Consider the following 26816-nt stretch of genomic DNA (forward strand, 5'->3'; position numbering starts at 1 on the left):
TTCTATGATTATTATGAACTAGAGATTGTTGTAATGGAGTAAAAGCTAATAATGCCAAGTGTAGTGAATAAAATAAACGATATCAAAGCTGTATAAATGCAAACACGGCCGATTTTTCTTCTTTCAGGATCTTTACTAAATAGGGATATAATCCATCCGATAATACCAATAGGATAGAATATGAAACTGAAAATATAGAGAATAGCTTTTTCAAATGAGTGCATAAGAACCCTCCTTATTTCAAATGAAGGTATTTGAAATAAACAATAGAAAGTAGTGGTAAAATAACAAAAATAAAAGTCACAGGATGGATGAGTAATCGCAGCAGGAGTATCACCTCATGTATTTAAATTTTTACGAAAACGTATTTGAGTGAAAATTTTAGAAACGATTAGTCCGATTATATAAAGAAAGCTTAGAATAAAAATTGTGCTAGAGATAGGCGATTTTTGCGAAGCGTATAACAACCTATCAATATAATAAATTTGATTTACATCTGTAATTGATTTTGGTGAAAAGACTAAATATTTCTCCCAATTCTTTTCCACAGCAATTATCGCACCTGTAGAATGTGTGACAAGTAATGTGTAAAGAAAAATAGGAAGAACAATCATGAGTTGTAAACCGATTAATCCTGTTTTATGTTTTCTCCAGTATAACCAGCGAATTATCATAATTCCTATTAAATAGACAATGGATAATACAAAAATTGTAGTAAAAACTGGATTATACTTAAAGGCATACAACAGTTTGTCAATTTCATAAATTTGATTGGAGCCTTCTGCTGTTTGGGGAGTGAAGACGATATGTTGTTTCCAGTCCTCTGAAATACTTAAGTAGCTAGCAGTCCAGCTTGTAATAAACAATGAGAAAAATAAAATGGGGAGAATGATAACATATTGTAACCAATGTAAAACGGTTTTATTCATAAATAATGACGCCCTTTCCAAATTATAACTATTTTTATTATATGATAAAAAGAAGTGATTTTCATTTTTATTAAGAATATTCTATTTATTTTGAAGGAGAATATTTCCAAGCTTGTCCGTATAAGCTAAAATAAAGTATAAATACTATTGTTATTTTTAAGTGATATATAAAATGAGATAAGCGATAAGGATGATGTATATGTGGCGAAAGCTTACCATTGTTGTAGTGTTGCTTTGTTTAGCGAGCTATGCAGTTTATGAACAGCTCGGAAAGAATGAGAAACAAGTAAGGGAAGAACCAGTGAAAAGCGAAGCGGCGATGAAAGAAGTCATTGCAAAAAATGGGATTGAAGTAGGCAAGATTGCACCGGATTTTGAGTTATCAAAATTAGATGGCACAAAAGTAAAATTATCGGATTTTAAGGGGAAGAAAGTTATTTTAAATTTCTGGGCAACGTGGTGTGGACCTTGTCAGCAGGAAATGCCGGATATGGAAGCTTTCTATAAGAAGCATAAAGATGATGTAGAAATCCTTGCTGTAAATTATACGGTTTCTGAACGTGCTAACGGAGAAGAAAAAGTGAAAAAGTTTGCAGAAGAGAAGGGATTGACATTTCCTATTTTACTTGATAAAGATATAAATGTTACAACAATGTATAAAGTAATTACCATTCCAACTTCTTATTTTGTGGATACAAAAGGTGTGATTCAAGATAAATTTATCGGACCGATGACACAAAAAGAAATGGAGAAGAGAATTGCGAAAATAAAATAATGAAAGAGGACAGAATTGACTATTTGTCATTTCTGTCTTTTCTTTTTCATTAAGCAGCTTGTTCGTGATATGATGAAAGAAATTTCATCGAAAATAATGATTGGGGAGCGTATATTGTGGGGAATTTACCATTGACAGGAGACTATGTTGTTATTGATTTTGAAACGACAGGATTTAACCCTTATAATGATCGAATAATTCAAGTGGCAGCGGTTCGGTATCGTAATCATGAGCTGGTAGATCAATTTGTTTCTTTTGTAAATCCAGAGCGATTTATTCCTAATCGAATTACGAGTTTAACAGGAATTACAAATTATCGCGTTTCGGATGCTCCAACGATTCAGGAAGTTTTGCCGTTATTTTTAGCGTTTTTAGGAGAAGATACCATTGTTGCTCATAATGCTTCGTTTGATATGCGTTTTTTAAAGAGTAATGCAAATATGCTTAGATTGCCAGAACCTAAAAATATAGTAATTGATACCGTCTTTTTAGCGAAAAGATATATGAAACATGCCCCGAACCATAAGTTAGAAACTTTAAAAAGAATGCTCGGAATTCGTTTAAGTTCTCATAATGCACTTGACGACTGTATCACATGTGCAGCTGTGTATCAAAAATGTGCTGCTATTCAAGAAGAAGGACAAAAGAAAACAAAAAAAGAAACGGTTGAAGAAGACGAAGTGTACACACTAATAAAAGAAATGCTTGTAAAGCATAATCGCGATATAGAATGGATTCGCAATGTGAGTGTTGGAAGTTATCTAGATATAAAGGCTTTTTATCCGATTATAAGGGTGAAGGTAAAAGGGCGAAAAAAATATGTTTTAACTGAAAAGACAGAACAAGACATATTAGGAATATATCCTACTTTAAAATGTGAGCCGGCTTTAAAAAGTGAAATAGGGACAACTAGAATTATGATTGAAAGCATAGAGGACTTCACAAAGTTAGAAAATTATATTTTAGAGAGTTATGATGCAGTCATGCAAGCGCTGAATGAGTACAAAGAAATGAAAGATAATGCGGATGAAGAAATTAAAAAGTATTTAAGTATAACGAAATGATAAAGTGAAACTTTAATCAGTGGGGGAATTCTTCATCTCCTACTTAAGTTGTTTCATTTTGCTGAATTTTGAGAGGATATTACTTGTTTGTAAATAGCAGGATAAAATGTTTGGGAATCCATTAGTTGTTTAAGAACAGCTAATGGATTTTTTTGTTAACAAAAGACTTTTCTTTGACAAAACATAAAATTTTCTTGCAAATCTGATTAAAGAGTTTTTCATTTGCTTATACTAACTATAGTAAGAAAGAGAAGGAGAAAGGATGAGCAGCATGAGAAGAAATCGTCGAAGAACATTTAAAGAACTTGTGAAGGAAAATAAGCGGCAACTACTAAACGATCGTGATGCAATTGAACGGATTGAGGAACGAATCGAGAAGCGTTATGAAATGCAACTTTTTAAGCAGGCTGAATAATTCTTATCACTAGTATGATACTAGTGATAAGGAGGCGATAAGAATGGGAAATCCAAAGAAGAATTCCAAAGATTTTACACCAGATCATATTGGAACACAGTCGAAAAAAGCCGGTGGAAACAAAGGGAAGCAAATGCAAGACCAAACAGGGAAACAACCAATTGTTGATAACGGTTAAAGAAAAGGAGAATGTTTTCATTCTCCTTTTTTTTATGTGCATACATAATCTAATTCGTTTTTGGAAAACTAACATGGTATGTATATTTCAACTAGGAGGGAATTCATATGACAGAGCAATATAAAGCGAATCCAGATGACAGAAGTGATAATGTAGAAAAACTACAAGAAATGGTACAAAATACGATTGATAACTTTAATGAGGCAAAAGAAACTGCAGAGGTTTCGAATGAAAAAGATCGCGCTGCAATTGAAGCGAAAAATCAACGCCGTTTAGAAAGTATTGATTCATTGAAAAGTGAAATAAAAGATGAATCTGAATATGATGCGTAAAAAAGGCTGACAGTTGTCAGCCTTTTTTTGTAATCGAGAAATTTTCCACAAGTAAACGCCAATTTTGCGGGAAAGGAAGCCCGATTTTCCAATAGCTAATCCCGCGAATGCCTTGTTCTTTTATTAAATTAAATTTACTCTGAACAGACCTGGCATCTTCAAACCATACTTCATGCTGTACACCATTTTCATCAAAGTAATTAAAGTGTGGTGCTTGTGCTGTAAAATCATAACGAATTGGAACATTATATTTACGGGCAAGTGCAACGGCTGCGACAGAGCTAATGGCTTTTGCTGGTGGATTTCCTTCTTTAAAGGGAAGCTTCCAGTCGAAGCCATATAAATTTTGTCCCATCATAATTTTTCGCGGAGGCATTTGAGATTTTGCATATTGAATTACCTGTTTCACGGGACCGATAGGAGATATAGCCATCGGTGGTCCTCCTTGCCATCCCCAGTCATATGTCATAATCACGACAAAATCAACAATTTCCCCCTGGGCTTTGTAATCGTGTGCTTCGAAAAATTTTCCTTTTTGCTTCGAACTTGTTTTTGGGACAAGTGTGGTGCTTAACGTATATCCTTCAGGTAGTCGTGTTTTTACATTTCGTAAAAATCGGTTATATGCTTCGCGATCTTCGGGTGCAACATTTTCAAAGTCAAAATGAATATCACGCATATTATATTTTTTAGCTGTTTGGAGGATATTTGTAATGAATTTATTTTGAATAGTAGCGTTTCTTAGAAGAACAGAGGCTAATTCAGCGCTAAAATTTCCATTTTCAATATTTGTAATAACGAGCATTGGGATTGTTTGACCTTGCACTGCAATTTGAGCAATTTTTGCGGTTTCAGTCGGCTCTTTTAACGTTCCATCGCGCAATGCTTCAAAGCTAAAGTAGGCTAAATATGTGAGATAAGGATTGATGGCCCGCGTAGCATTCACTAAACTTTCTTTAATTGGAATAGTAGAAGGTTGTAAGTAGGCAATAGATTCTATCGTTCGTTTAGAGCCATTTGGTACATATAGTTGTTGACCAACATGAAGAATGGACTTTAATGATAGATTGTTAACTTTTGCTAAGCTAGCAAGAGGAACGTTATATGTTTGAGAAATTCGATAAAGACTGTCTCCGGGCTGTACATAATAATTATTACCTCTCGTATTTACAATTAGTGCCTGACCGACAACAAGTGTCTCAGCTGGATTGAGTCCGTTGTCTTTTACAATTTCTTCGGGTGTAGTGCCATATTTTGACGCTAAGCTATATACGCTATCACCACTACGAACGGTTACAATTTGAATCATATATTCGCTCCTTTCAGTAAAAAGATCCACCGTTTCTATTTTATTTTTGATTTCACTGTATTATGATTAAATGTATGTAAGGAAACAGAAGTGAGAAGGAGATAAAGATATGTTTGTAGCAGAACACGAAATCGAGATCCGCTATGCGGAAACAGATCAAATGGGCGTTGTTTACCATTCAAATTATTTAGTATGGCTTGAATTAGGGCGTACAAAATTGATACAAGAATTAGGATTTTCATATATTGAAATGGAGAAAGAAGGAGTTATTTCTCCCGTATTAGATTTGCAAATTTCATATCGGAAAGCAATGCGTTATGGAGAAAAGGCAATCGTGAAAGCATGGATTGATTCAGTTAGTCCCCTTCGTGTTATATATGGATATGAAATTTATAACGGTGATGGAGATCTTTGTATTACAGCTACAACAACAAATATTTGTGCGAAAAAAGAAGGGTTTCGTCCTGTGTCCTTTAAGAAATTATATCCAGAGTGGTATGCGAAATATGAGGAAATTAAGAAAAAATAAAAAAGCGTGGCAAAAGCCACGTTTTTTTATTTTTCGTAATTAAATTGAGGGAAGTCATCACCGTCGTTAAAGGTAACGGATAAGTCATGTCCATCAAAGAACCATTCATCATCACCTTCAACGAAGAAAGTAATGCCGTCTTCTTGAGTTTGAACAGCAGGATGTGCAGGATCGTCTTTACGGATTCCTAAAGAAAGTCCTTTTTGAACAGTACTGCAACCGCCATATTGTACGAAAAAGCGAAGTGTATCGCCAGATTGTAAGTTTAATTCATCTTTATACCAATTTACTGCTTCTTTTGTTACGGAAAGATTCATGTATAGTTCCTCCAAGTTATGTTGCTTTTTCTTTAGTATAAAAAATAACGCAAAAAGACGCTATTAATATGCTTTGCGTTTTCTTTTTGCGTTATGTGGGTCACAACCTTACTTTTGTTTCTTTGTCAAATTTGCTTTTGGTTCAGTTTTATTTATAATTCGTCCAATATTTGCACGGTGTCTATAAATAACCATACCAGCTAATAAACACATCGCAACAATGAAGATTTTATCCCCGTCAATAATTGATGCGATAACAGCTACGATAGCTGTTACCATAGAAGAAAGCGATACGTATCTCGTTGTAAATAGAAGGGTGAAAAAGATAACAGCTAATATTGCAAAAATAACTGGCGCATAGCATAAGAGTACTCCAGCAGAAGTTGCAACTGCTTTTCCGCCGCGGAATTTTGCAAAGATTGGGTATACATGTCCAAGAACTGCAGCTAATCCAAACCAAAGGGGATGGATATCTAAGGCAAAAATTAACGGCAGAGCTGTCGCTAACGTTCCCTTTAAAATGTCAGCAATTGTAACGATAAAACCTGCTTTTTTCCCTAGCGTCCGAAATGTATTCGTTCCTCCTAAATTACCGCTACCATGCTCGCGAATGTCGATTCCGTAACCAATTTTTCCAACAACAAGTGCAGATGGAATCGAGCCAAGTAAATAGGCAACGATAAATAAAAGATATGTAATAAGCATGAGTTCAGTCTCCTTTATTCAAATGTGTTGATAAAGGGTAAAAAGAGTTTTTCCCATATATTGTACCATACATTTGTAAAGAGCACATTTCTTTTTTGTAAATGAAAAATTCAAAGTTTCTTAAAAAAACTTTCACAAGAATGTTACATTTCTCACAGACTCACCAGAACTATATGTTGTATCATTTTGTTAGTGAATAAACAAGATGTTGTTGGGGGTTTGAAAAATGATGAAACAAAGTGCGCGTGGAGAAGAATTAGTGAAGATGTTTGAAACAATAGTCCACGGGAATGAGCAAGATTTAATACAAGAAAATGCAAATGTTGATGGACGGTCTCCTATGGGAATGATGGGAACATTCGCATCTGAGAGCGCAAAATATTATGCAACGGAACAGTTGCTTTCTGAACAAGTGAAAAAAGCAATCAATCAAAATATATTATACCCACATGATTTAGATTTTTATGCGACAGGTACGACAACGTGTTCGCAAATTCCTTTAGCGCAAATGCTTGAGAAAGGATTTCATACTGGGCATGGACATATGAGACAACCACAAGATATTAAAAGTGCATTGGCACTTTCTTCGATTATTTTCCAAGCGAATCAAAACATGCAGCATGGTGGTCAATCATTTGCGTTATTTGATATTGATTTAGCACCGTATGTAAGAAAAACATTTGAGAGAAATAAGAAAAGATTAGGGACGTATCCGTTAACAAAAGAGCAAGTAGAAGAGTTTGCATGGAAAGAAACAGAGAATGATACGTATCAAGCTTGTGAAGCTTTTATCCATAATTCCAATAGCATGCATAGTAGAGGCGGTGGGCAAGTTCCGTTTATTTCTATTAACTACGGAACGGACACGTCGAAAGAAGGAAGATTGTTAATTAAACAATTATTACGAGCGACGCAAGCTGGATTAGGAAAAGGGGAAACACCTATTTTCCCAATTCAAATCTTTAAACTAAAAAAAGGTGTGAATTTTGAAGAAAGTGATCCGAACTATGATTTATTTGAATTGGCGTTAGAGACGACAGCAAAACGATTATTCCCCAATTTTTCATTTTTAGATGCACCATTTAATGCAGTGCATTATGATGGGCGTCCAGAAAGCGAAGTATGTTATATGGGTTGTCGTACTCGTGTTATGTCCAATATTCATGGGGAAGAGACTGCAATTGGAAGAGGGAATTTATCGTTTACTTCTATTAATTTAGTGAAACTAGCGTTGATTAGTGGCTCGAAAGAAGCATTTTTTGAAGCTTTAAATTATTATATCGATCTTGGTATTCGTCAACTACTAGAACGATTTGCTTACCAATGTACGAAAAAGGCAAGAGATTTTCACTTTTTATATTCACAAGGAGTATGGCGGGGCGGAGAAAATTTGCACCCTGAAGATTCTGTCGCTGAAATTTTAAAGCAAGGAACATTAAGTATCGGATTTATTGGTCTTGCAGAATGTTTAGTTGCTTTAAAAGGAAAACATCATGGAGAAGACAAAGATTCATGGAATCTTGGACAGGAAATTGTTGCCTTTATGAGACAGAAAATGGATGTGGCAACGGAAGAACATCAATTGAATTTCTCTTTAATTGCAACGCCTGCAGAAGGACTGTCGGGAAAATTTGTTAGAAAAGATCGAGACGAATTTGGGGTTATTAGCGGTGTAACAAATCATAACTACTATACGAATTCATTTCACATTCCGGTTTATTACAACATTCAAGCGATAGACAAAATCCGTTTAGAAGGACCGTTTCATGCGCTTTGTAATGGTGGACATATTACGTATATTGAATTAGATGGGGCCGCGGTTCATAATCAAAAAGCATTAAAACAAATCGTGCAGGCTATGGCGCAATATGGAGTTGGCTATGGATCAATTAATCACCCAGTAGATCGTTGCAAATGCTGCGGCTATCATGGTGTCATTGGAAATGAATGTCCAAGCTGTGGAAACGAAGACGAGAATCAAATAGAAAGAATCCGTCGCATTACGGGATATCTTGTAGGTGATATGTCCAAATGGAATAGTGCAAAGCGCAGTGAAGAAGAGGATCGGGTGAAACATAAATGAGAGTAATGAATATTATTCATGATAGTGTAGTAGATGGGGAAGGATTGCGGACAGTTGTGTTTTTTGCGGGCTGTCCGCATCGTTGTTTAGGATGCCATAATCCTAAGTCATGGAATATTTGTAATGGAACTGAAATGACCGTAGAAGAAATTGTGAAAGAGATTGCCAAAAATCCGCTTACTGATGTAACATTTTCAGGTGGAGATCCATTTTTTCAGGCTGCGGAAGTGAAGAAAGTAGCAAATGCGGTGAAAACTTTGAAAAAAAACTTATGGATTTACACTGGTTATACATTAGAAGAGATACAGAGTTCTCAAAATAATGATATGATAGAGTTGTTACAGTATGGGGATGTTCTGGTCGATGGAAGGTTTGAACTTGAAAAAAGAGACTTAACACTTCCATTTCGCGGAAGCTCCAATCAACGTATTATTCGATTGAAAGAGTAAAAAGGCGGGATAGGTCAGATGAACAAAACAGTATTACTTGTTGAAGACGAAAGAAGACTACGCGAAATTGTTAGTGATTATTTTCGCAATGAAGGTTTTGAAGTGATAGAAGCTGAAGATGGAAAACAAGCATTAGAATTATTTGCTGAACATACAATTGATTTAATTATGTTAGACATCATGTTGCCAGAGATAGATGGTTGGTCTGTTTGTCGTCGCATTCGAAAAGAGTCAGCGGTACCAATTATTATGCTTACAGCACGTTCTGATGAAGATGACACATTGTTAGGTTTTGAACTTGGGGCTGATGAATATGTAACAAAGCCTTTTAGTCCAAAAGTACTAGTAGCTAGGGCGAAAACTTTATTAAAACGTGCTGATGGGGCAGTAGGAGTTGCAGAAGAGAATGCACTTTCTATGGCTGGAATCGATGTGAATCGTCTTTCGCGCACGGTATCGGTAAACGGAGAAGAAATTATATTAACGCATAAAGAATTTGAACTTCTTGTTTATTTAATGGAGAATAAAGGAATCGTATTATCACGCCAACATTTATTAGATCAACTTTGGGGATATGATTATTATGGTGATGATCGTACTGTAGATACACATATAAAAAAGTTGCGGAATAAGTTAGGTGACAAAGCAAAACATATCGGGACTGTCATTCGAGTTGGATATAAGTTTGAGGAATAGTTTTTAAATACTATGTAATAGAAAAAACGATAGAAAAGATTTCTTTTTTGGTTGGAAGAGAGAATCCGCCCATGGATAGAAGCGGTCAGTGCCTTTTTTAGCCCCAGGCCAAGTGAAAACAGAGGGGGAAAACGAGTGGAGATCTCTTTTTATTTTCATAGTCGCGAGTAGTAAAATGGTGTGAAATCAATATATAGTGGAGAACTGATAGAAAAGCTTTCCTTTTTGGTTGGAAGAGAGAATCCGCCCATGGGTAGAAGGGTTCAATGCTTTTTTAGCCCCATGCCGAGTGAAAACAGAGGGAGAAAACGAGTGGAGATCTCTTTTTATTTTCATAGTCGCGAGTAGTAAAATGGTGTGAAATCAATATATAGTGGAGAACTGATAGAAAAGATTTCTTTTTTGGTTGGAAGAGAGAATCCGCCCATGGATAGAAGCGGTCAGTGCCTTTTTTAGCCTCAGGCCAAGTGAAAACAGAAGGAGAAAATGAGTGGAGGTCTCTTTTTGTTTTTCGTAGCAGCAACTTATATGTTGAAAATATAGTACATTTACACTCTCTTTTGTAGATGAAAATGTACAAATTACAGATTTTTTGTCTACAATAATGAAAAAAAGTATTTTTTTAATTGGATTTCACGATGAGTTCACAAGAAGGACACAAAATGTGACTATACTGAAAATACGAATTCAGCAGAGAGGGGATATCAATTATGGGATATTATGACGGACCAAATATGAATGAAGAGCATAGTGAAACGAGAGAAGTAAAAAAATCAGGTAGTAAAAAAGGGTACTTTTTTACAGGTCTAGTTGGAGCAGTTATCGGAGCTGTTTCCATTAGTTTTGCAGCACCGTATATGCCATGGACAAATGGAAATGGGACGGCATTAACTTCTAATTCAAAAGTAGAGGGAACTGTGGTTCCTGTTGTAAATAAAGTAAAGGGTGAAACAGATTTACCTGGTATGATTGAAGGGGCGAAAGAAGTAGTTGTAGGTGTTATCAATATGCAACAGAACATAGATCCATTTGCAATGGAGCAAGCAGGGCAGGAACAAAAAGCTGGAACAGGATCTGGTGTAATTTATAAAAAAGTTGGGAATAAAGCGCTCATTGTAACAAATAATCACGTAGTAGACGGAGCAAACAAACTGGCAGTAAAACTAAGTGATGGTAAAACAGTGGATGCAAAATTAGTTGGGAAAGATCCATGGTTAGATCTAGCAGTTGTAGAGATTGATGGATCTAATATTAATAAAATAGCAACACTTGGTGACTCCAGTAAAATTCGCGCTGGTGAATCAGCAATTGCGATTGGGAATCCATTAGGTTTTGACGGTAGTGTAACAGAAGGAATCATTAGTAGTAAAGAACGCGAAATCCCAGTTGATATTAATGGTGACAAACGCGCAGATTGGCAAGCGCAAGTTATTCAAACAGATGCAGCGATTAACCCTGGGAACAGTGGGGGTGCTTTATTTAATCAAAACGGTGAAGTTATCGGTATTAATTCTAGTAAAATTGCACAACAAGAAGTAGAAGGAATTGGCTTTGCTATTCCAATTAATGTAGCAAAACCAGTGCTGGAATCCCTTGAAAAAGATGGAACGGTAAAACGTCCAGCGATGGGAGTAGGAGTCGCATCTCTTGAAGAGATACAACCGTATGCAGTAGATCAATTAAAGTTACCAAAAGATGTTAGAAGTGGCGTTATTTTAAGTAAGATTTATTCCGTTTCACCAGCTGAAAAAGCGGGACTTGAGCAATATGATGTTGTTGTAGCGTTAGATGGACAAAAAATTGAAAATGCGCTTCAATTCCGTAAATATTTGTATGAAAAGAAAAAAGTAGGCGACAAAATTGAAGTTACGTTCTATCGAAATGGTGAAAAAATGACAAAAACAGCTACACTAGCAGATAACTCAGCTGCTACGAATTAATAAAGAAAGTCTCTTTCGTATTGAAAGAGACTTTCTTTATCGGCTATACTAAAAGAATAGGAGGGAGTTAATATGACAATTGAAAACCCAACTCGTACGGAAATTGGTGAAGTATTAAAAAATAGTAAAACAATTGCGGTTGTTGGATTATCTAACAAACCAGAACGTACATCATATATGGTTTCAAAAGCAATGCAGGATGCAGGGTATCGTATTATCCCGGTAAATCCAGCCGTAGATGAAGTGCTGGGGGAAAAAGCTGTTCCGTCATTAAAAGACATTAAGGTGCATGTTGATATAGTAAATGTATTCCGTCGTTCCGAATTTTTAATGGACGTTGCAAAGGAATTTGTGGAGATTGATGCGGATGTTTTTTGGGCACAATTAGGAGTACAAGATGAAGATACATATAAATTTTTAAAGGAAAAGGGCTATACTGTTATTATGGATCGTTGTATAAAAGTAGAACATGCAATGACGAGGTAGTATAGACATTGTAAACGAAAGATCGATTCAGCTCGGGGTAATACTTGAAGACTGGGTAGATGAACGAGGTGTTCATCATGAGATTTTTTAAAGGCTGTTTTTGGGGATTGCTACTTGTTATCCCATTTTGGATAATTGTCATTTGGTTAATTGCCAAATGGTGGAGTGTGTAATTGGAATGCATATCCATTTTTCGTTGACAAACGATTATTTTTCTGAAATAGTAGCCTAGAGGAATCCTTGTGAAAAAACAAGGATTTTTCTATTGAAAATAGTATATAAAAGACATAACATAACTTGCCAAAAGGATGGTTAAGGCGTTATTCTATAATAGAAACATATGTTCTGACTTTGATTAGGAAAGGGGCAAGGAGTTTGGCGAAGCATCAATTTCAATATAACGAAGATGCAATTCAAGTGCTTGAAGGTCTTGAAGCCGTTCGAAAACGCCCGGGTATGTATATCGGGAGCACGGACAGCCGTGGGTTGCATCATTTAGTATACGAAATAGTAGATAACTCCGTTGATGAAGCATTAGCGGGATTTGGCGACGAAATTTCTGTCGTAATACATAAAGATAATAGTATTAGTGTTATTGATAAAGGGCGCGGGATGCCTACGGGAATGCATAAACTTGGAAAACCTACACCTGAAGTGATTTTAACTGTACTTCATGCAGGGGGGAAGTTTGGACAAGGAGGTTATAAAACGAGTGGCGGTTTACACGGTGTTGGTGCATCTGTTGTAAATGCATTATCAGAATGGCTCGTTGTAACCATTAAACGCGATGGGTATATATATGAACAACGTTTTGAAAATGGTGGTGTTCCTGCAACGACACTAGAGAAAATTGGAAAAACAAAACAATTTGGAACAACGATGCATTTTAAACCAGATCCATCAATTTTCAGTACAACAAATTATAATTATGAAACGTTATGTGAGAGATTACGTGAATCTGCATTTCTGTTAAAAGGTATGAAAATCACTATAAGAGATGAACGAAATGATTTAGAAGATGTTTTTCATTATGAAACAGGAATTGAAGCATTTGTTTCTTACTTAAACGAAGAAAAGGACTCTATACATCCAGTTGTTTACTTCGCTGGTGAACAAAATGGGATTGAAGCAGAACTTGCATTTCAATTTAACGATGGCTATTCAGAAAACATTCTTTCATTCGTAAACAATGTACGTACGAGAGATGGAGGGACACATGAGGCAGGATTTAAAACAGCGATGACACGTGTCTTTAATGAATATGCTCGTAAAGTCTCTTTGCTAAAAGAAAAAGATAAGAACCTAGAAGGTACAGATATTCGCGAAGGATTAGCGGCGATTGTTTCTGTACGTGTACCGGAGGATTTATTGCAATTTGAAGGTCAAACAAAAGGTAAGCTTGGTACAAGTGAAGGACGTTCATCTGTCGATGCAATTGTTTCGGAACATTTAGCATACTTTTTAGAAGAAAATCCAGATGTAGCAACACTTCTTGTGAAAAAAGCAATTAAAGCAGCACAAGCCCGTGAAGCAGCACGTAAGGCTAGAGAAGAAGCTCGTACTGGTAAAAAGAAAAAACGTTCAGAAGGAACGTTGAGTGGGAAGTTAACACCTGCGCAATCACGTAATCCACAGAAGAACGAACTATACTTAGTAGAGGGTGACTCTGCTGGTGGCTCTGCAAAGCAAGGGCGTGATCGCCGTTTCCAAGCTGTCTTGCCACTGCGAGGTAAAGTAATTAACACGGAAAAGGCAAAGCTAGCAGATATTTTCAAGAATGAAGAAATTAACACGATTATTTATGCAATTGGTGGCGGCGTTGGAAATGAATTTGCTGTCGAGGATATCAACTATGATAAAGTTGTCATTATGACTGATGCTGATACAGATGGTGCACATATTCAAGTGTTACTACTTACGTTTTTCTACCGTTATATGAAGCCACTAATTGAAGCTGGTAAAGTATTTATTGCTCTTCCACCTTTATACAAAGTAAGTAAAGGAAAAGGAAAAAGCGAAGTTATTGAATATGCATGGTCAGATGAAGAATTAGATGGCGTAACAAAAAAGGTCGGTAAAGGATATATGTTGCAGCGTTATAAAGGTCTTGGTGAAATGAACGCGGATCAGTTGTGGGAAACAACAATGAATCCCGAAACCCGTACGCTAATTCGTGTGAAAATAGATGATGCAGCTAGAGCAGAGCGCCGCGTAACAACATTGATGGGTGACAAAGTAGAGCCACGTCGGAAATGGATTGAGCGTAATGTACAGTTTGGTATGCAAGAGGAAGGTAATATTTTAGAAAATGAAATGATTATGGAGACGGAGGTGGAATAACATGCAGGCAGAGAAGTTTCATGACCTCCCGCTTGAAGACGTGTTAGGTGACCGCTTTGCACGTTATAGTAAATATATTATTCAAGATCGCGCGCTACCAGATGCGCGTGATGGTTTAAAACCAGTACAACGTCGAATTTTATATTCAATGTATGTAGAAGGAAACGTACATGATAAAGCGTTTCGTAAATCAGCGAAAACAGTCGGTAACGTTATTGGTAACTACCATCCACACGGTGATTCTTCTGTGTACGAGGCGATGGTACGTTTAAGTCAAACTTGGAAAGTGCGTAATGTTTTAGTTGAGATGCACGGAAATAACGGTAGTGTTGATGGTGATCCGGCAGCGGCAATGCGTTATACAGAAGCACGTTTGTCACCAATCGCATCTGAATTATTACGTGATCTCGATAAAGAAACAGTAGAATTTGTGTCAAACTTTGACGATACAAGTGAAGAGCCTGTCGTACTGCCAGCAATGTTCCCGAATTTATTGGTAAACGGTTCAACAGGGATTTCAGCTGGATATGCAACAGAAATTCCACCGCATCACCTTGGAGAAGTAATTGATGCAACAATGATGCGTATCGATAAGCCGAATAGTTCCGTAGATGACTTATTAACAGTTATAAAAGGACCTGATTTCCCAACAGGTGGCATTATTCAAGGGCTTGATGGAATTAAAAAAGCATATGAAACAGGAAAAGGGAAAATCATCATTCGTGGAAAAGCGGAAGTTGAAACGATTCGCGGTGGCAAACAGCAAATTGTCATTACAGAAATTCCATACGAAGTCAATAAAGCAAACCTTGTAAAGAAAATGGATGAACTACGTCTAGATAAAAAGCTAGATGGAATTGCGGAAGTACGTGATGAGACAGATCGTACAGGTCTTCGTATTGTTGTGGAACTAAAAAAAGAAGCAAACGCAGAAGGTATTTTAAATTACTTATATAAAAATACTGATTTACAAGTTCCATATAACTTCAATATGGTGGCTATAAATAATCGTCGTCCAACATTAATGACGTTACCCAAGATTTTAGATGCGTACATTGGGCATCAAAAAGAAGTTGTTACACGTCGTTCAGAATATGAGTTGCGAAAAGCTGAAAATCGTCAACATATTGTGGCAGGTTTAATGAAAGCATTATCGATTTTAGATGAGGTAATTGAAACAATTCGAGCATCTAAAGATAAGCGTAATGCAAAAGATAATTTAAGTGCAAAGTTTGGATTCACAGAAGCGCAGGCAGAAGCAATTGTATCCTTGCAACTGTATCGTTTAACAAATACAGATATTACAGCACTAGAAAAAGAAGCGGAAGAACTAGAGAAGAAAATTACAGAATTACAAGCGATTTTACAAAGTGAGAAAAGGCTTCTTCAGGTCATTAAAGCAGATCTAAAGAGAGTAAAGAAAACGTATAGCGATAATCGCCGTGCTGTTATTGAAGAAGAAATTGAAGAAATTAAAATTGATGTGGAAGTTATGATTCCACAGGAAGATGTCATCGTTACTGTAACGAAAGAAGGTTATGTGAAGCGAACCGGTTGGCGCTCACATAATGCATCGAATGGGAAAGACTTCGGTATGAAAGAGGGCGACATCTTACTCGAGCGTTTCGATACAAATACAACAGAAATAGTTCTCTTATTTACGAATAAAGGAAATTATATTTATCTTCCAGTATACGAAATGCCAGACATTCGTTGGAAAGATTTAGGGCAGCATGTGGCAAATATCGTTTCACTTGATAGGGACGAGACATTAATTTGGGCAACCGTTGTACCGAATTTCGAGGAAGAAAAGCGATTTATTGTGTTTGTTACACGAAATGGTATGATTAAGAAAACGGAATTAAATCAGTATAAAGTTCAGCGCTATTCAAGAGCGTTTGTAGCCGTAAACTTGAAAAAAGATGATGAAGTTGTCGATATCTTCGCAACAGATGGAACAAGTGATATTGTTCTTGCAACACATGGTGCATATGCACTTATTTTTAATGAAGAAGAAGTAAGCCCAGTTGGTGTAAGAGCAGCTGGGGTAAAAGGGATTAATTTAAAAGAAGATGATTATGTTGCTTCTGGTAGACCGTTAAATAGTGAAAAAGATCAATTGATTCTCGTAACGCAGCGCGGTGCAGTTAAGCGATTAAAAGCTTCCCAAATTGAGAAATCAACAAGGGCGAAGCGAGGCCTGGTTATCTTCAAAGAGTTAAAACGTAATCCGTACCGCATTGTCGGTATTGAAATTGTTCGTGATGATGAACTTGTTTATATGAAAACAGAAAAACAGATTGTAGAAGAAATAGATCCGAAAGCATTTCGTAATAAAGACCGGTATAGTAACGGTAGTTTAGTACTAGATGTTACTGATACGGGTGAAGTGGTTGAGACGTGGACGAAGAAACGGATAGAATGAATAAGCGATAATAAAAATTCCAATTAAATATACTCATTTTATTAGTGAAAACCATGTTCTATATTATATAGAGCATGGTTTTTTTTGAAATATTGGAAGCTTTAAGCTTATTACTATTCTAATGAATTTTAGGATTTATCCCGTATTAACGGACAGTATCACTCTCACGTCAAATTTCAGTGAAAGCAAAGAAGTGAGAGATGAACTGTCCGTAAAGGTCCGATTAGTTCAACTAACCATCAGTAGGGGATGAAGAAACCCACCATTCATGGAAGTTTTACCTTATAAAATTCCTGTTGTACAAAATAAGTATCTTTACATAAATTTTCTCAATATAGAATTACATAAATTTTTGAATTTAATATTTAAAAATTCAAACTATTAATTTACAATAACTTAAGAACTATGGAACAGTAACAAATGTATGAACTATATTCTATAATAAAGGAGTCCATAAATGAAAAAAGTATATTCCTTTTTAATGACTGTATCTGTATGTATATTTATATCTGCTTGTTCCAATCAAACAAATTCTGAAAAAGAGGTAGAATCTGATAATAAAAAAGCTCCAATAGCTGAAACTAATGTAAAAGCTAAGCCTTATACAGAACCATTAACACAAGTAGGACAAGAAGCAAAGCATCCACTTGGAACAGTGATTCTAAAGCAATTAAGTGAGCCTAATACAATGATAGAAGCAGGGTCTCTTCATATTCAAGTAGAAAGAATTAAGGTAATTCAGAGTACAGAAGTAAGTGAAATTGGGAAATACAACTTAAAAGAACGAGGACTAGGTACAGAGCAAATGAATGCAATACAATTTACAACCACTTTAGAAAATACTTCAGATCAAGTACTTGATTTGGAACAAGGGCCTTTTAAAACACTTGTTTTAAGTAATGGTGAACAAGTAGATGTATATAAAATGAATGCGGATCCAAAAAGTCGAAGCTTAAATGCGAAGGAAAAAATGAAGTTTACACTTATCTGTTTCTTATCTCAAGCTCCAAATGATGTTAAATCCGTAAAAGTAATTACTGATGCGGTACGAGATCAGCAAACAAAAAATGAAGTGAGCACAGTAACTACTACTGAGATTACTATGTAAAAAAGAAAACAGCCTGATGAGGCTGTTTTCTTGTGTTTTCCAATTAAAAAGCGCAGTATCCAACAACTGGTTTGGATGAACCAGTTTTAATGAAATAGTCAGGAGCAAAGCCTTGATCTAACTCACCACCATAGCCATTATCATCTACAAAATCCCAAACCTTACTTCCCATATAAGATTCGCCATTCACATAGCAATATAACCAAAGTTGAGTGCCATCTGGAATGTTTGATTCAGTCCGTGTGCCATTTATTGTTGGAGTTGTGCGAAGATCAAGCCCAGAACCTGTTTTTTGTACCGGATAAAAAGCAGCTTCCGTTACCGATTGACTTGCAAATAAAACCGAACCTGCTACTGCTACTGAAGCAATTGATAATGCAACTTTTTTAAACATACGTGTTACCTCCTAATAAATTATATTTTATTGCAGATGGGGAATCCCCCTCATACCTATCAAATAAAAATCATCCTTTATTCAAGATTGGTAAGCATGAGGGAGAGCCCCTTTACTCCCCTATAAATTAATAGAATGTATGGTTAAAAATAAAAAATAAAGCTAATGTTTGTTTCTTTATCAATACTCTAGTTATGAGCTTGAAAAAATAGCGTTTTTGGTAAAATAAAAACGCTTATTTGTTGTTTTCAAACCATGTTTGAAACGTTTGTAAAGACTGTTCGCCTAATATACGATTCATTTCCTTTCCATCTTTGTAAGAAATAATTGTAGGTGTTCCTTTTATCTGAAACATATCCCAACCTTGTTTATATTCTTCTAGATTCAAAACTTGCATATCAATATTCATATTTTTTGTCATAGGAACTACAATTGGTGAAATCCTTTGGCAATGCGGACAGGTCGTTTTGTAGAAATAAACTATTTTTGTTTTGTGATTTGATAGATCTTGTTGCAATTGTTCGGGGGTAATTTGATTTTTATAATAATTTACCTTCTCAGTACTTATGGTTTTTTCACTTTTTGTTCCTTTATTGGTTAGAACAAAAACAAGTGTAAATATTGATAAAATAGTAATAATGAAAAAAAGCATTTTTTTCATATACTGTTTCTCTCCTTGCTTATTTTCATAAGAATAAAGCCACAAATAATAATAAGAAGAAAGGCTATTAGAGCGAGAAATGGGATTGTAATAAATCCGAACCAATCTAAATAATCCCCTGTGCAAGGTATTCTTCCACATGATGTTCCGTTTTCAGATAAAAATGGGATTTTTTGAAGGGAATAGTGATAGGCAGCTATACATGCGCCAATGATAGCGAGAATCAAACTATAAATCCCAATTCTATAATCTTTCCGAATAATAGCTGTTCCTAGTAAAAGAACTAGTGGATACATGAGAATACGTTGATACCAGCATAATGTACAGGGCTCATATTTCATTATTTCAGACAGATACAAACTCCCGAGGGTTGCAATAAAGGAAATCGACCAGCTACTAAACAATATGTATTCTAGTTTTTTTTCTGTATTGTTCATGACTTCACCCTTCCTTTTTTAGAGATGGAAATAATGAAATAAATCCTCTAAGAAAATAGAAGATAAAAAATAAATTTTAAAAATAGTTAGCTCAAGAGTTATTATAAATTATGTTTTTGTTTTGTATATTGAGAAAATTTTAATTTTATAAAATCTTATAGAAGAATAAAGTGAGATGAATTGAAAGTGGGCGTATACTTTTTTGGGGAATGCCTATGCCTATCAAGCAAATGTTTTATAGTACTCTCAAAACGAAAATTTCTTCTCTACAGTCATTTATAAGAATTCAGCTTGTCTTGTTATTTAAGTAACGGCTAATAATCAGTGGGGTATGAAGAAATCCCCACTGATTAAAGCTTTACTTTATTTTTACCGATCTAAGAATGAGCAAATGGTTATGTAAATAAAATAAAACTTGATATAATAACTATGAAATCGTTCTCAAATGTGGAGGGAATATATGAAAAAAATAGGAGTAGGGATTGTAGGATTTGGATTTTCTAGTACAACATTTCACATCCCTTTATTACAAACGATAGATGAATTTGATATTCGTGCGATAGTATCTTCGAAAGAAGAGGTAGTGAAACAAGCATTACCAACTGCGCAGGTAGTTCATACGGTTGGAGAATTAGTAAAGAGAGACGATATTGATCTTGTTGTTATTACGTCACCAAATACAACGCATTTTCCATTTGTAAAAGAAGCTATTGTACATGGCAAACATGTCGTTGTAGAAAAACCGTTTGTTGTTTCAGTTGAAGAAGGAGAAGAGCTTATTACATTGGCGAAAAAGCATGATGTAATTGTTAGTGTGTATCATAACCGTCGTTTTGATAATGATTTTTTAACAATAAAGAAATTAATTGAGGAAAAACAAATTGGAAATGTGTGTACATATGAAGCTCATTTTGATCGCTTCCGTCCTCATGTACGTGATCGCTGGCGTGAAAAGAACTTACCAGGATCGGGGATTTTATACGATCTAGGATCGCATTTAATTGACCAGGCATTACATTTATTCGGAAAACCAGATGCTGTTAGTGCGGATATAGTAAAGCAACGACCTGGGGCAGAAACGGATGATTATTTCCATATTGTACTTTACTATGGAATCAAGCGTGTCATTTTACATAGTAGTAGTTATGTGAAACATGCAGGTCCTCATTTTAGTGTTCATGGGGATAAAGGCTCAATTGTTAAATATGGTATGGATTCACAAGAAGACCAATTAAAAGCTGGTATGAAGCCAGGTGACATAGGATATGGAGAAGATAGTGAAAGTAATTTTGCTGTTTTAGAAACAGAAGAAGAAGTAAAGCATATTCCAACAGAAGTGGGATGCTATGAAATATATTATAAAGGAATTCGAGATAGTATAGTAAATGTTGTGCAACCTCCTGTAACAGCTGAAGAGGGTTTACAGGTGATTCAACTTATTCAATTGGCAATTGAAAGTAGTGAAACAGGTAGAGTTATCTCGCTATAAGTTAAAAAGACACGATTTCGTGTCTTTTTTTATGGATTTTAGGATTGGAATATATATTTTTGTTGTGGGATATAATTTTTCTCTTCGAATGAAATATAAACAATTCAAATTATTAATCTAATTTTCCCGAGTGACATTTTCAGGGTTGGAAAGCCCATAAAAAAACATCGTAACGATATCTTTTATATGTTTTTCACGATCGTCCTCCAAGAGTTGTACACCGTAATCTTCGCCGAACTTACTAAACATTTGAATGTATAGTAATATCATTTCTTTTGAAAGATGGGGATTAATTTCATTTTTACGTTGTGCATTTTCTAATATCTCTAAAAACCAAGGCAGGACTGTTTCATTTTGGTAACGATATATAAATTCGCGAAGCTCTGGATCTTTTTGGATTACTTGCAACAGCATGTCAGGGTGAAATAAACTACCACTTTCCATTTTACGTCGGATCATCTTATGCAACATCTCTTGGAACGGCATATTTTCAGCTGCTATCTCTTGATAGAATTGAAACTCAGTTGTCGCGAATTCTTGAATAAGTTCTCGGAAAAGCGCATCTTTACTACCAAAATGATTATAAATGGTAACTTGAGATACTTTTGCTTTTTTTGCGATGTCCTCTATTTTTATTTCATTAAATCCACGCTCTGAAAATAATGATAACGCAGCGTCTTTAATGGCGCGTTTTTTCTTTTCTTTTACTTTTTCAAAACCGTTCAATACAATCACCTCATTTAAAATATACAAGAAAGTAGAGATGAAAACAATAAATTTGAAATATGAACATAAAAATATTTCAAAAAGTTGTTGCCAATTTAAATAGAGAAGAGTACAATAATTTTGAAATATAAAACATAAAATATTTCAAAAAATGAGGTGGAATAATGATTTCAGTCCAAAATGTAACAAAAAAATTTCCAAATGGAAAAGGGTTATTTGATATTACCTTTCAAGTAAAAGAAGGTGAAGTTTTTGGTTATCTAGGACCAAATGGTGCAGGAAAATCAACAACGATTCGTAATTTAATGGGATTTATAAAGCCAACTGCTGGTCATGCAGAAATTTTCGGTCTAGACTGCTGGAACGAAGCTGCAAAAATTCAAAGGGAAGTTGGTTATTTACCAGGGGAAATTTCCTTTATAGAAGGAATGAACGGATTAGAATTTTTAAAACTTATGCAAGGTATGCGCGGATTGAAAGATGTAAAGAGACGTGATGAGCTTATTGAAAGATTACAATTTGATGTGAAAACACCAATTCGGAAAATGTCTAAAGGGATGAAACAAAAAGTAGGAATTGTAGCTGCATTTATGCATGATCCAGAAGTGTTAATTCTGGATGAACCAACGTCAGGATTAGATCCACTCATGCAGCAAACTTTTATTGATTTAATACTAGAGGAAAAACAAAAAGGAAAGACAATCCTCATGTCATCCCATATTTTTACAGAAATTGAACGGACATGTGACCGGGTAGCCATTATTAAGGAGGGGCGCCTTGTAACGGTGGAAAATATTCATGATTTACAAGGCATGAGAAGACAGGTAATGGATGTAACGGTTTCATCTCAAGTGGAAATGCGTTCTTTACAAAAGGAAAATTTACAATTTGAAGCGGTGAAGGGGAATACAGCGTCCGTTATTGTACAGGGGAATTATCAGGAAGTATTACAAACGCTTGCTAGGTATAATGTGAAAGCACTTCAAACAAGAGCGATGGATTTAGAACATTTATTTATGCATTATTATGATGCGAAGGAGGGTGTGAAACATGAATAAACAGCTGTTTTTAGCTAGCTTTAAAGAAAATCAAAAAAGCATATGGAGTTATTCAATTGGTGCGGCTCTTTATTTGTGGTTATTAATTTGGATATTTCCATCGCTCGTATCTGCGAAAGGATTAAATGAAATGATAGATGCTATGCCAGATAGTGTGAAAAAGATTGTTGGTATGGAAAATTCGATTCAAAATGTAAGTGATTTTTTAGCAGGTGAATACTATAGCATGTTGTTTATTATTATATTGACAATTTTTAGTGTAACGGTTGCTACACATGTAATGGCTCGTTATGTAGATAAAGGGGCGATGGCTTATTTGTTGACAACACCTGTATCTCGAGTGAAAATTGCAATAACACAAGGGGTAGTTCTTATTCTAGGATTGCTGATTATTATACTTGCGACGTATGGAGCTGGTGTATTAGGAGCAGAGTGGCTCTTGAAAGATAACAATTTAAATCAAGAAGTATTCTTCAAAATGAATTTAGTTGGGGGGCTGTTGTTTTTCGTAGTCAGTGCCTATTCATTTTTATTCTCTTGTATATGTAACGATGAAAGAAAAGCTCTTAGTCTTTCTGCCAGTGTTACAATTTTGTTTTATTTACTAGATATGGTAGGGAAATTAAGTGATAAGCTAGAATGGATGAGAAATATATCATTATTTACGTTGTTTCGTCCAAAAGAAATTGTGGCAGGGACATGTAACATATGGCCGGTAAGTATTGGATTAACTTTTGGTGCGATTTGTATCTTTGTAGTAGCGATTGTATTGTTCAAAAAGAGAGATTTACCGCTATAGATAAAGTGAAACTTTAATCAGTGGGGGGTTTCTTCATCCCCCACTGATTATTAGTTGAACGAATCGGGCTTTTACGGGCAGTTTATCTCCCACCTAACTTCTTTGCTTTCGCCGAATTTTGAGGTGGGAGTATTACTGCCCGTTAATGCGGGATAAATAGAGTTGAAAAGATAGTTAGTTCCTTTATGAACTAACTATCTTTTTTTATTTCTGGAAAATTATAAAAAAAATGAACCTTTTTCCCCACTAAACCATCTAATAAGTGTAAAGTTTTATTGGAAGATATAAAGTGAAACTTTAATTAGTAGGGGGTTTCTTCTTCCCCAATTGATTATTAGCCCGCCCCACCTAACTTCTTTGCTTTCGCTGAATTTTGAGGTGGTGGGTCTTACTGCCCCGTAAATAGCGGGATAAAACGGGAGGATAGACAGTGAAAGTAATACCTGTATATAAAATAATGGTAAAAGAAGAGAGTAATGTTTCTTTAGCTAAAAACGGTGATCATGAAGCATTTGTCTCTTTAATACATACACATAAAGTTCAGCTCTATCGTATAGCCAAAGCAATGCTATATGATGAGAATGACGTAGAAGATGCGATACAAACAACAATTCTAAAGGCTTATGAAAATATAAAAAAGCTTAAAAATGAGGAGTTTTTCCAAACATGGTGCATTCGAATTCTGATTAATCAGTGTAATGAAATGATACGATCACGAAAAAAGGTAATCGCGATAGAAGGAAATAATGATTATATGATAGCATTTGATTCTTATGAAGATATAGATCTTCATAATGCAATTCAGTCTTTAAATGAAGAATTAAAAGCTGTAACAGTACTCTACTATTATGAAGATATGAATCAAGAAAATATTGCGGCATTATTAGAAATACCAAAAGGAACTGTTAAATCAAGGTTGTCACGGGCAAGAGAACAACTGCAGAAGCAATTACGAATGGAATAGGAGGTGTATGTGTTGGATAAGGATGAATTATTTGATGAAAAACTGAAAAAGCGAATAGACCGAGAGAAAACAATGTTACCGGAGCATTTGAATCGGAAAATTAATGATACATTACATAATCTCCCGGTTAAGAAGAAGTCTTATAGAGTTCAAGCTATGGCTGTTAGTGTGGCAATAATGGCATTGTCAATCGTTTCTATGTTTGAATTTTCTGTGCAAAGTTTTGCACAAAAAGGTGGAGTATTTGAATATGTAACGAAAAAGGCATTTTCAGATTATGAAAATGAGGAAGAAACAAAGTCTAATGTAAATTATCCTGAAAAAGAAAAAATTCACAAAAAAATGCTGGATTCAATCGATCATTTTAAAAGTGTTAAGGGGCAATTTGAAGAGTACTCTAGTTCATCTCGCCTAATTACTACTTATAAGTACGCAATTGATACAAGGAATCAGAGAGGGATTTCTTCTAAAGAGGATCGTCAGTCAAAAAAAATGACAGTTTTATATAACCAAGGGAAAAAACAAGAGTTTAATGATAAAGATTATACATATAAAGAAGTGAGATGGAAGTCAGAACCTAAAAATATAGAGTTACTAAAACTAACACCTACTGAAAGAGCATTTAATAAAGTGGGAGAGAAAAAGCGGTATGATGATGAATATGTCGGACTAGCAAAATATAGTATTCAATCGGAGTTTGCAAATTTGTTAATTCGATATAAAGATTGGAATTTTAAAGAAATAAAGTATCTTGGATTAGACTGTTATAAAATAGAGGGTGTTATAAACATAGAGATGCCTTTAAGTACATCTGAAGACTTACGAGGAAAATTCGAAATGATTGTAGAAAAAAATACGGGGATTATGTTGAATTTTCTTAGTTTTCATAATGGAATGATCCAGTATTCTATTACTACGGAAAAGATACAAATAAACAAAGGGATTGATGAAAACGTATTTCAAAAAGATGTTTCTTCATACGAAAAATTGAAAAATGTATTGAATAAATAATGATCTTGTTATTTTGATAGTTTTTAATTCGTATAGAATAATAAATATGGGGGGAACTAATATGGAGAAGAATTTACCTTCACGTGAAAAAAAGAATAAGAAAAAATATAAAAAAAGAAAAGTAATAGGGATATTTGCAGGGGTGTTGTTAGCTGTTGGAATAGGATATGGTGCGTATCTGTATAATAAAACTTCAAATGCGGTACAAAAAGCTTCTCTCAGTCTAGCACGTGGTGAGAAATCTGATTTGCGTGAGGAAGTTGTAAAGCCAATAACAAATAATGTTTCTCTTTTAATTATGGGCATTGATGAAAATCAAGAGCGTCAAAAAGAATATAATGGTGCATTTCATACAGATGCATTATTACTAGCTACTTTTAATAAGGATGATAAGACAGTCAAGTTAATAAGCATACCACGTGATACGTATACATATGTTCCAATCGAAAAGAAAAAGGATAAAATAACACATGCATATGGTAGAGGCTTTGTAAAGAACGGAAAGGATGGAGGACCGCAAGCGTCTGTTGAAGCGGTAGAAAAATTATTACATGTACCAGTTGATTATTTTGTGAAATTCAATTTTAATTCATTTATAAAAATTGTTGATGATTTGGGTGGTATTGAAATAGATGTTCCAATTGAGTTTTCTGAACAAAATAGTAAAGATGAACCGGAGGCTATTCATTTGAAAAAAGGAATGCAAACATTAACTGGTGAACAAGCACTTGCTCTTGCAAGAACACGTCATATCGATAGTGATGCTATGAGAGGACAGCGTCAGCAGCTTGTCATTGAAGCGATCTTAACAAAATTAAAAAGTGCAGGATCTGTTACGAAAATAGGAAAGATGATTGATGCTGTAGATGGTGAGTTTAAGACAAACTTAGCTTTGGCTGATATGCTGTCGTTTTATAAATATGGATTAAATGCTTCAATTGAGAAAATTCAATTAGCTGGAGATGATTTGTATTTACCGAATGGGCCGAAAGGTGAACGAGTCTATTATTATAATCCAGATACAAAGAGTTTGAGAGAACTTAGTAATATACTTCGAGTACATCTTGGATTAAGTGAACAGCAAATTAAAAAAGAAGATGGGGAGAGTTAAAGTATATGAAAAACATAATATAAAATATTTTTTAGTAAAGCAGATCATTATAAATATCTGCTTTTTTGTTTGAATGATACAGTGAA

29 protein-coding genes are annotated in these 26816 nt (G+C 35.0%); 20 read left to right on the forward strand and 9 right to left on the reverse strand.

The window, feature by feature from the left end:
- Positions 1 to 11 precede the first annotated feature (11 nt).
- A complete protein-coding gene (locus ACM6HU_RS25870; protein ID WP_016131797.1) occupies positions 12 to 224 on the reverse strand; it encodes a hypothetical protein in 213 nt (70 codons plus the stop codon).
- Between the two features lie 114 nt (positions 225 to 338).
- The gene (locus ACM6HU_RS25875) at positions 339 to 929 is read right to left on the reverse strand and encodes a YjdJ family protein (protein ID WP_016131796.1); all 591 of its coding nucleotides are present in this window, start codon (positions 927 to 929) and stop codon (positions 339 to 341) included.
- A 199-nt stretch (positions 930 to 1128) separates the two neighbouring features.
- Here ACM6HU_RS25875 and ACM6HU_RS25880 point away from each other — a divergent pair, with 199 nt between their 5' ends.
- The 5 genes from ACM6HU_RS25880 (at position 1129) to tlp (ending at position 3693) form a co-directional block, all read left to right on the forward strand.
- The gene (locus tag ACM6HU_RS25880; RefSeq protein ID WP_016131795.1) at positions 1129 to 1704 is read left to right on the forward strand and encodes a redoxin domain-containing protein; all 576 of its coding nucleotides are present in this window, start codon (positions 1129 to 1131) and stop codon (positions 1702 to 1704) included.
- Positions 1705 to 1820: 116 nt separating this feature from the next.
- Complete coding sequence (locus tag ACM6HU_RS25885; RefSeq protein ID WP_016115718.1) at positions 1821 to 2768, forward strand: 3'-5' exonuclease; 948 nt, start codon at positions 1821 to 1823, stop codon at positions 2766 to 2768.
- Between the two features lie 271 nt (positions 2769 to 3039).
- Complete coding sequence (locus ACM6HU_RS25890) at positions 3040 to 3183, forward strand: FbpB family small basic protein (protein ID WP_077294947.1); 144 nt, start codon at positions 3040 to 3042, stop codon at positions 3181 to 3183.
- 43 nt (positions 3184 to 3226) lie between these two features.
- A complete protein-coding gene (gene sspN, locus ACM6HU_RS25895; protein ID WP_003199081.1) occupies positions 3227 to 3361 on the forward strand; it encodes an acid-soluble spore protein SspN in 135 nt (44 codons plus the stop codon).
- A 107-nt stretch (positions 3362 to 3468) separates the two neighbouring features.
- Positions 3469 to 3693, forward strand: a complete 225-nt coding sequence (gene tlp / locus ACM6HU_RS25900) for a small acid-soluble spore protein Tlp (RefSeq protein ID WP_003199079.1) — start codon at positions 3469 to 3471, stop codon at positions 3691 to 3693.
- Positions 3694 to 3709: 16 nt separating this feature from the next.
- Here the strand turns inward: tlp and ACM6HU_RS25905 are convergent, their stop codons facing one another.
- On the reverse strand, positions 3710 to 5002 hold the full coding sequence (locus ACM6HU_RS25905) for a LysM peptidoglycan-binding domain-containing protein (RefSeq protein ID WP_016131794.1): 1293 nt from the start codon (positions 5000 to 5002) through the stop codon (positions 3710 to 3712).
- A gap of 109 nt (positions 5003 to 5111) precedes the next feature.
- Here ACM6HU_RS25905 and ACM6HU_RS25910 point away from each other — a divergent pair, with 109 nt between their 5' ends.
- Positions 5112 to 5531, forward strand: a complete 420-nt coding sequence (locus tag ACM6HU_RS25910) for an acyl-CoA thioesterase (RefSeq protein ID WP_016115715.1) — start codon at positions 5112 to 5114, stop codon at positions 5529 to 5531.
- 26 nt (positions 5532 to 5557) lie between these two features.
- Here the strand turns inward: ACM6HU_RS25910 and ACM6HU_RS25915 are convergent, their stop codons facing one another.
- Positions 5558 to 5848: a HesB/YadR/YfhF family protein gene (locus ACM6HU_RS25915; protein ID WP_016131793.1), complete on the reverse strand. Its 291-nt coding sequence runs from the start codon at positions 5846 to 5848 to the stop codon at positions 5558 to 5560.
- Positions 5849 to 5956: 108 nt separating this feature from the next.
- Complete coding sequence (plsY, locus tag ACM6HU_RS25920; RefSeq protein ID WP_016131792.1) at positions 5957 to 6553, reverse strand: glycerol-3-phosphate 1-O-acyltransferase PlsY; 597 nt, start codon at positions 6551 to 6553, stop codon at positions 5957 to 5959.
- A gap of 226 nt (positions 6554 to 6779) precedes the next feature.
- On the opposite strand from plsY, the gene ACM6HU_RS25925 reads away from it, so the two are divergent.
- From ACM6HU_RS25925 to ACM6HU_RS25960, 8 genes are all read left to right on the forward strand, one after another.
- On the forward strand, positions 6780 to 8636 hold the full coding sequence (locus ACM6HU_RS25925; protein WP_016131791.1) for an anaerobic ribonucleoside triphosphate reductase: 1857 nt from the start codon (positions 6780 to 6782) through the stop codon (positions 8634 to 8636).
- Positions 8633 to 9085 (forward strand): anaerobic ribonucleoside-triphosphate reductase activating protein, encoded by a 453-nt coding sequence (gene nrdG / locus ACM6HU_RS25930; protein ID WP_016115712.1) that lies wholly within the window; start codon positions 8633 to 8635, stop codon positions 9083 to 9085. The genes ACM6HU_RS25925 and nrdG overlap by 4 nt, the downstream gene beginning before the upstream one ends.
- Positions 9086 to 9103: 18 nt before the next feature.
- Positions 9104 to 9781 (forward strand): response regulator transcription factor, encoded by a 678-nt coding sequence (locus ACM6HU_RS25935; RefSeq protein WP_003199064.1) that lies wholly within the window; start codon positions 9104 to 9106, stop codon positions 9779 to 9781.
- Positions 9782 to 10491: 710 nt separating this feature from the next.
- Complete coding sequence (locus tag ACM6HU_RS25940; protein ID WP_016115711.1) at positions 10492 to 11721, forward strand: S1C family serine protease; 1230 nt, start codon at positions 10492 to 10494, stop codon at positions 11719 to 11721.
- Positions 11722 to 11793: 72 nt separating this feature from the next.
- Entirely contained in the window at positions 11794 to 12207 is a 414-nt protein-coding gene (locus ACM6HU_RS25945; RefSeq protein ID WP_016115710.1) for a CoA-binding protein, read from the forward strand.
- A gap of 375 nt (positions 12208 to 12582) precedes the next feature.
- Positions 12583 to 14547: a DNA topoisomerase IV subunit B gene (gene parE, locus ACM6HU_RS25950; protein WP_016115709.1), complete on the forward strand. Its 1965-nt coding sequence runs from the start codon at positions 12583 to 12585 to the stop codon at positions 14545 to 14547.
- A gap of 1 nt (position 14548) precedes the next feature.
- The gene (parC, locus tag ACM6HU_RS25955) at positions 14549 to 16972 is read left to right on the forward strand and encodes a DNA topoisomerase IV subunit A (RefSeq protein ID WP_016115708.1); all 2424 of its coding nucleotides are present in this window, start codon (positions 14549 to 14551) and stop codon (positions 16970 to 16972) included.
- Positions 16973 to 17429: 457 nt separating this feature from the next.
- Positions 17430 to 18080, forward strand: coding sequence for a hypothetical protein (locus ACM6HU_RS25960; RefSeq protein ID WP_016115707.1), 651 nt, complete (start codon positions 17430 to 17432; stop codon positions 18078 to 18080).
- A 43-nt stretch (positions 18081 to 18123) separates the two neighbouring features.
- On the opposite strand, the gene ACM6HU_RS25965 is transcribed toward ACM6HU_RS25960, so the two are convergent.
- From ACM6HU_RS25965 to ACM6HU_RS25975, 3 genes are all read right to left on the reverse strand, one after another.
- Positions 18124 to 18474, reverse strand: a complete 351-nt coding sequence (locus ACM6HU_RS25965) for a hypothetical protein (protein ID WP_016115706.1) — start codon at positions 18472 to 18474, stop codon at positions 18124 to 18126.
- 235 nt (positions 18475 to 18709) lie between these two features.
- Entirely contained in the window at positions 18710 to 19135 is a 426-nt protein-coding gene (locus ACM6HU_RS25970) for a thioredoxin family protein (RefSeq protein ID WP_016115705.1), read from the reverse strand.
- Positions 19132 to 19572: a disulfide oxidoreductase gene (locus ACM6HU_RS25975; protein ID WP_016115704.1), complete on the reverse strand. Its 441-nt coding sequence runs from the start codon at positions 19570 to 19572 to the stop codon at positions 19132 to 19134. Before ACM6HU_RS25975 ends, ACM6HU_RS25970 begins: the two co-directional genes overlap by 4 nt.
- A 460-nt stretch (positions 19573 to 20032) precedes the next feature.
- On the opposite strand from ACM6HU_RS25975, the gene ACM6HU_RS25980 reads away from it, so the two are divergent.
- Positions 20033 to 21061 carry an oxidoreductase gene (locus ACM6HU_RS25980; RefSeq protein ID WP_016115703.1) on the forward strand — a complete coding sequence of 343 codons (1029 nt, stop codon included), beginning with the start codon at positions 20033 to 20035 and terminating at the stop codon, positions 21059 to 21061.
- 117 nt (positions 21062 to 21178) lie between these two features.
- Here the strand turns inward: ACM6HU_RS25980 and ACM6HU_RS25985 are convergent, their stop codons facing one another.
- The gene (locus ACM6HU_RS25985; RefSeq protein WP_098116703.1) at positions 21179 to 21814 is read right to left on the reverse strand and encodes a TetR/AcrR family transcriptional regulator; all 636 of its coding nucleotides are present in this window, start codon (positions 21812 to 21814) and stop codon (positions 21179 to 21181) included.
- Between the two features lie 137 nt (positions 21815 to 21951).
- Between ACM6HU_RS25985 and ACM6HU_RS25990 the strand changes: the two genes are divergently transcribed.
- From ACM6HU_RS25990 to ACM6HU_RS26010, 5 genes are all read left to right on the forward strand, one after another.
- Positions 21952 to 22845, forward strand: a complete 894-nt coding sequence (locus ACM6HU_RS25990) for an ABC transporter ATP-binding protein (protein ID WP_016115701.1) — start codon at positions 21952 to 21954, stop codon at positions 22843 to 22845.
- On the forward strand, positions 22838 to 23644 hold the full coding sequence (locus ACM6HU_RS25995; RefSeq protein ID WP_016115700.1) for an ABC transporter permease subunit: 807 nt from the start codon (positions 22838 to 22840) through the stop codon (positions 23642 to 23644). Before ACM6HU_RS25990 ends, ACM6HU_RS25995 begins: the two co-directional genes overlap by 8 nt.
- A gap of 430 nt (positions 23645 to 24074) precedes the next feature.
- Positions 24075 to 24608: an RNA polymerase sigma factor gene (locus tag ACM6HU_RS26000; protein WP_016115699.1), complete on the forward strand. Its 534-nt coding sequence runs from the start codon at positions 24075 to 24077 to the stop codon at positions 24606 to 24608.
- A gap of 12 nt (positions 24609 to 24620) precedes the next feature.
- Complete coding sequence (locus tag ACM6HU_RS26005) at positions 24621 to 25619, forward strand: hypothetical protein (RefSeq protein ID WP_033671857.1); 999 nt, start codon at positions 24621 to 24623, stop codon at positions 25617 to 25619.
- 61 nt (positions 25620 to 25680) lie between these two features.
- Positions 25681 to 26730, forward strand: a complete 1050-nt coding sequence (locus tag ACM6HU_RS26010; protein ID WP_016115697.1) for an LCP family protein — start codon at positions 25681 to 25683, stop codon at positions 26728 to 26730.
- The last annotated feature ends 86 nt before the right edge of the window (positions 26731 to 26816 follow it).

The organism is Bacillus sp. IT-79MI2, assembly GCF_949768135.1.
Taxonomy (GTDB): Bacteria; Bacillota; Bacilli; order Bacillales; family Bacillaceae_G; genus Bacillus_A; species Bacillus_A pseudomycoides.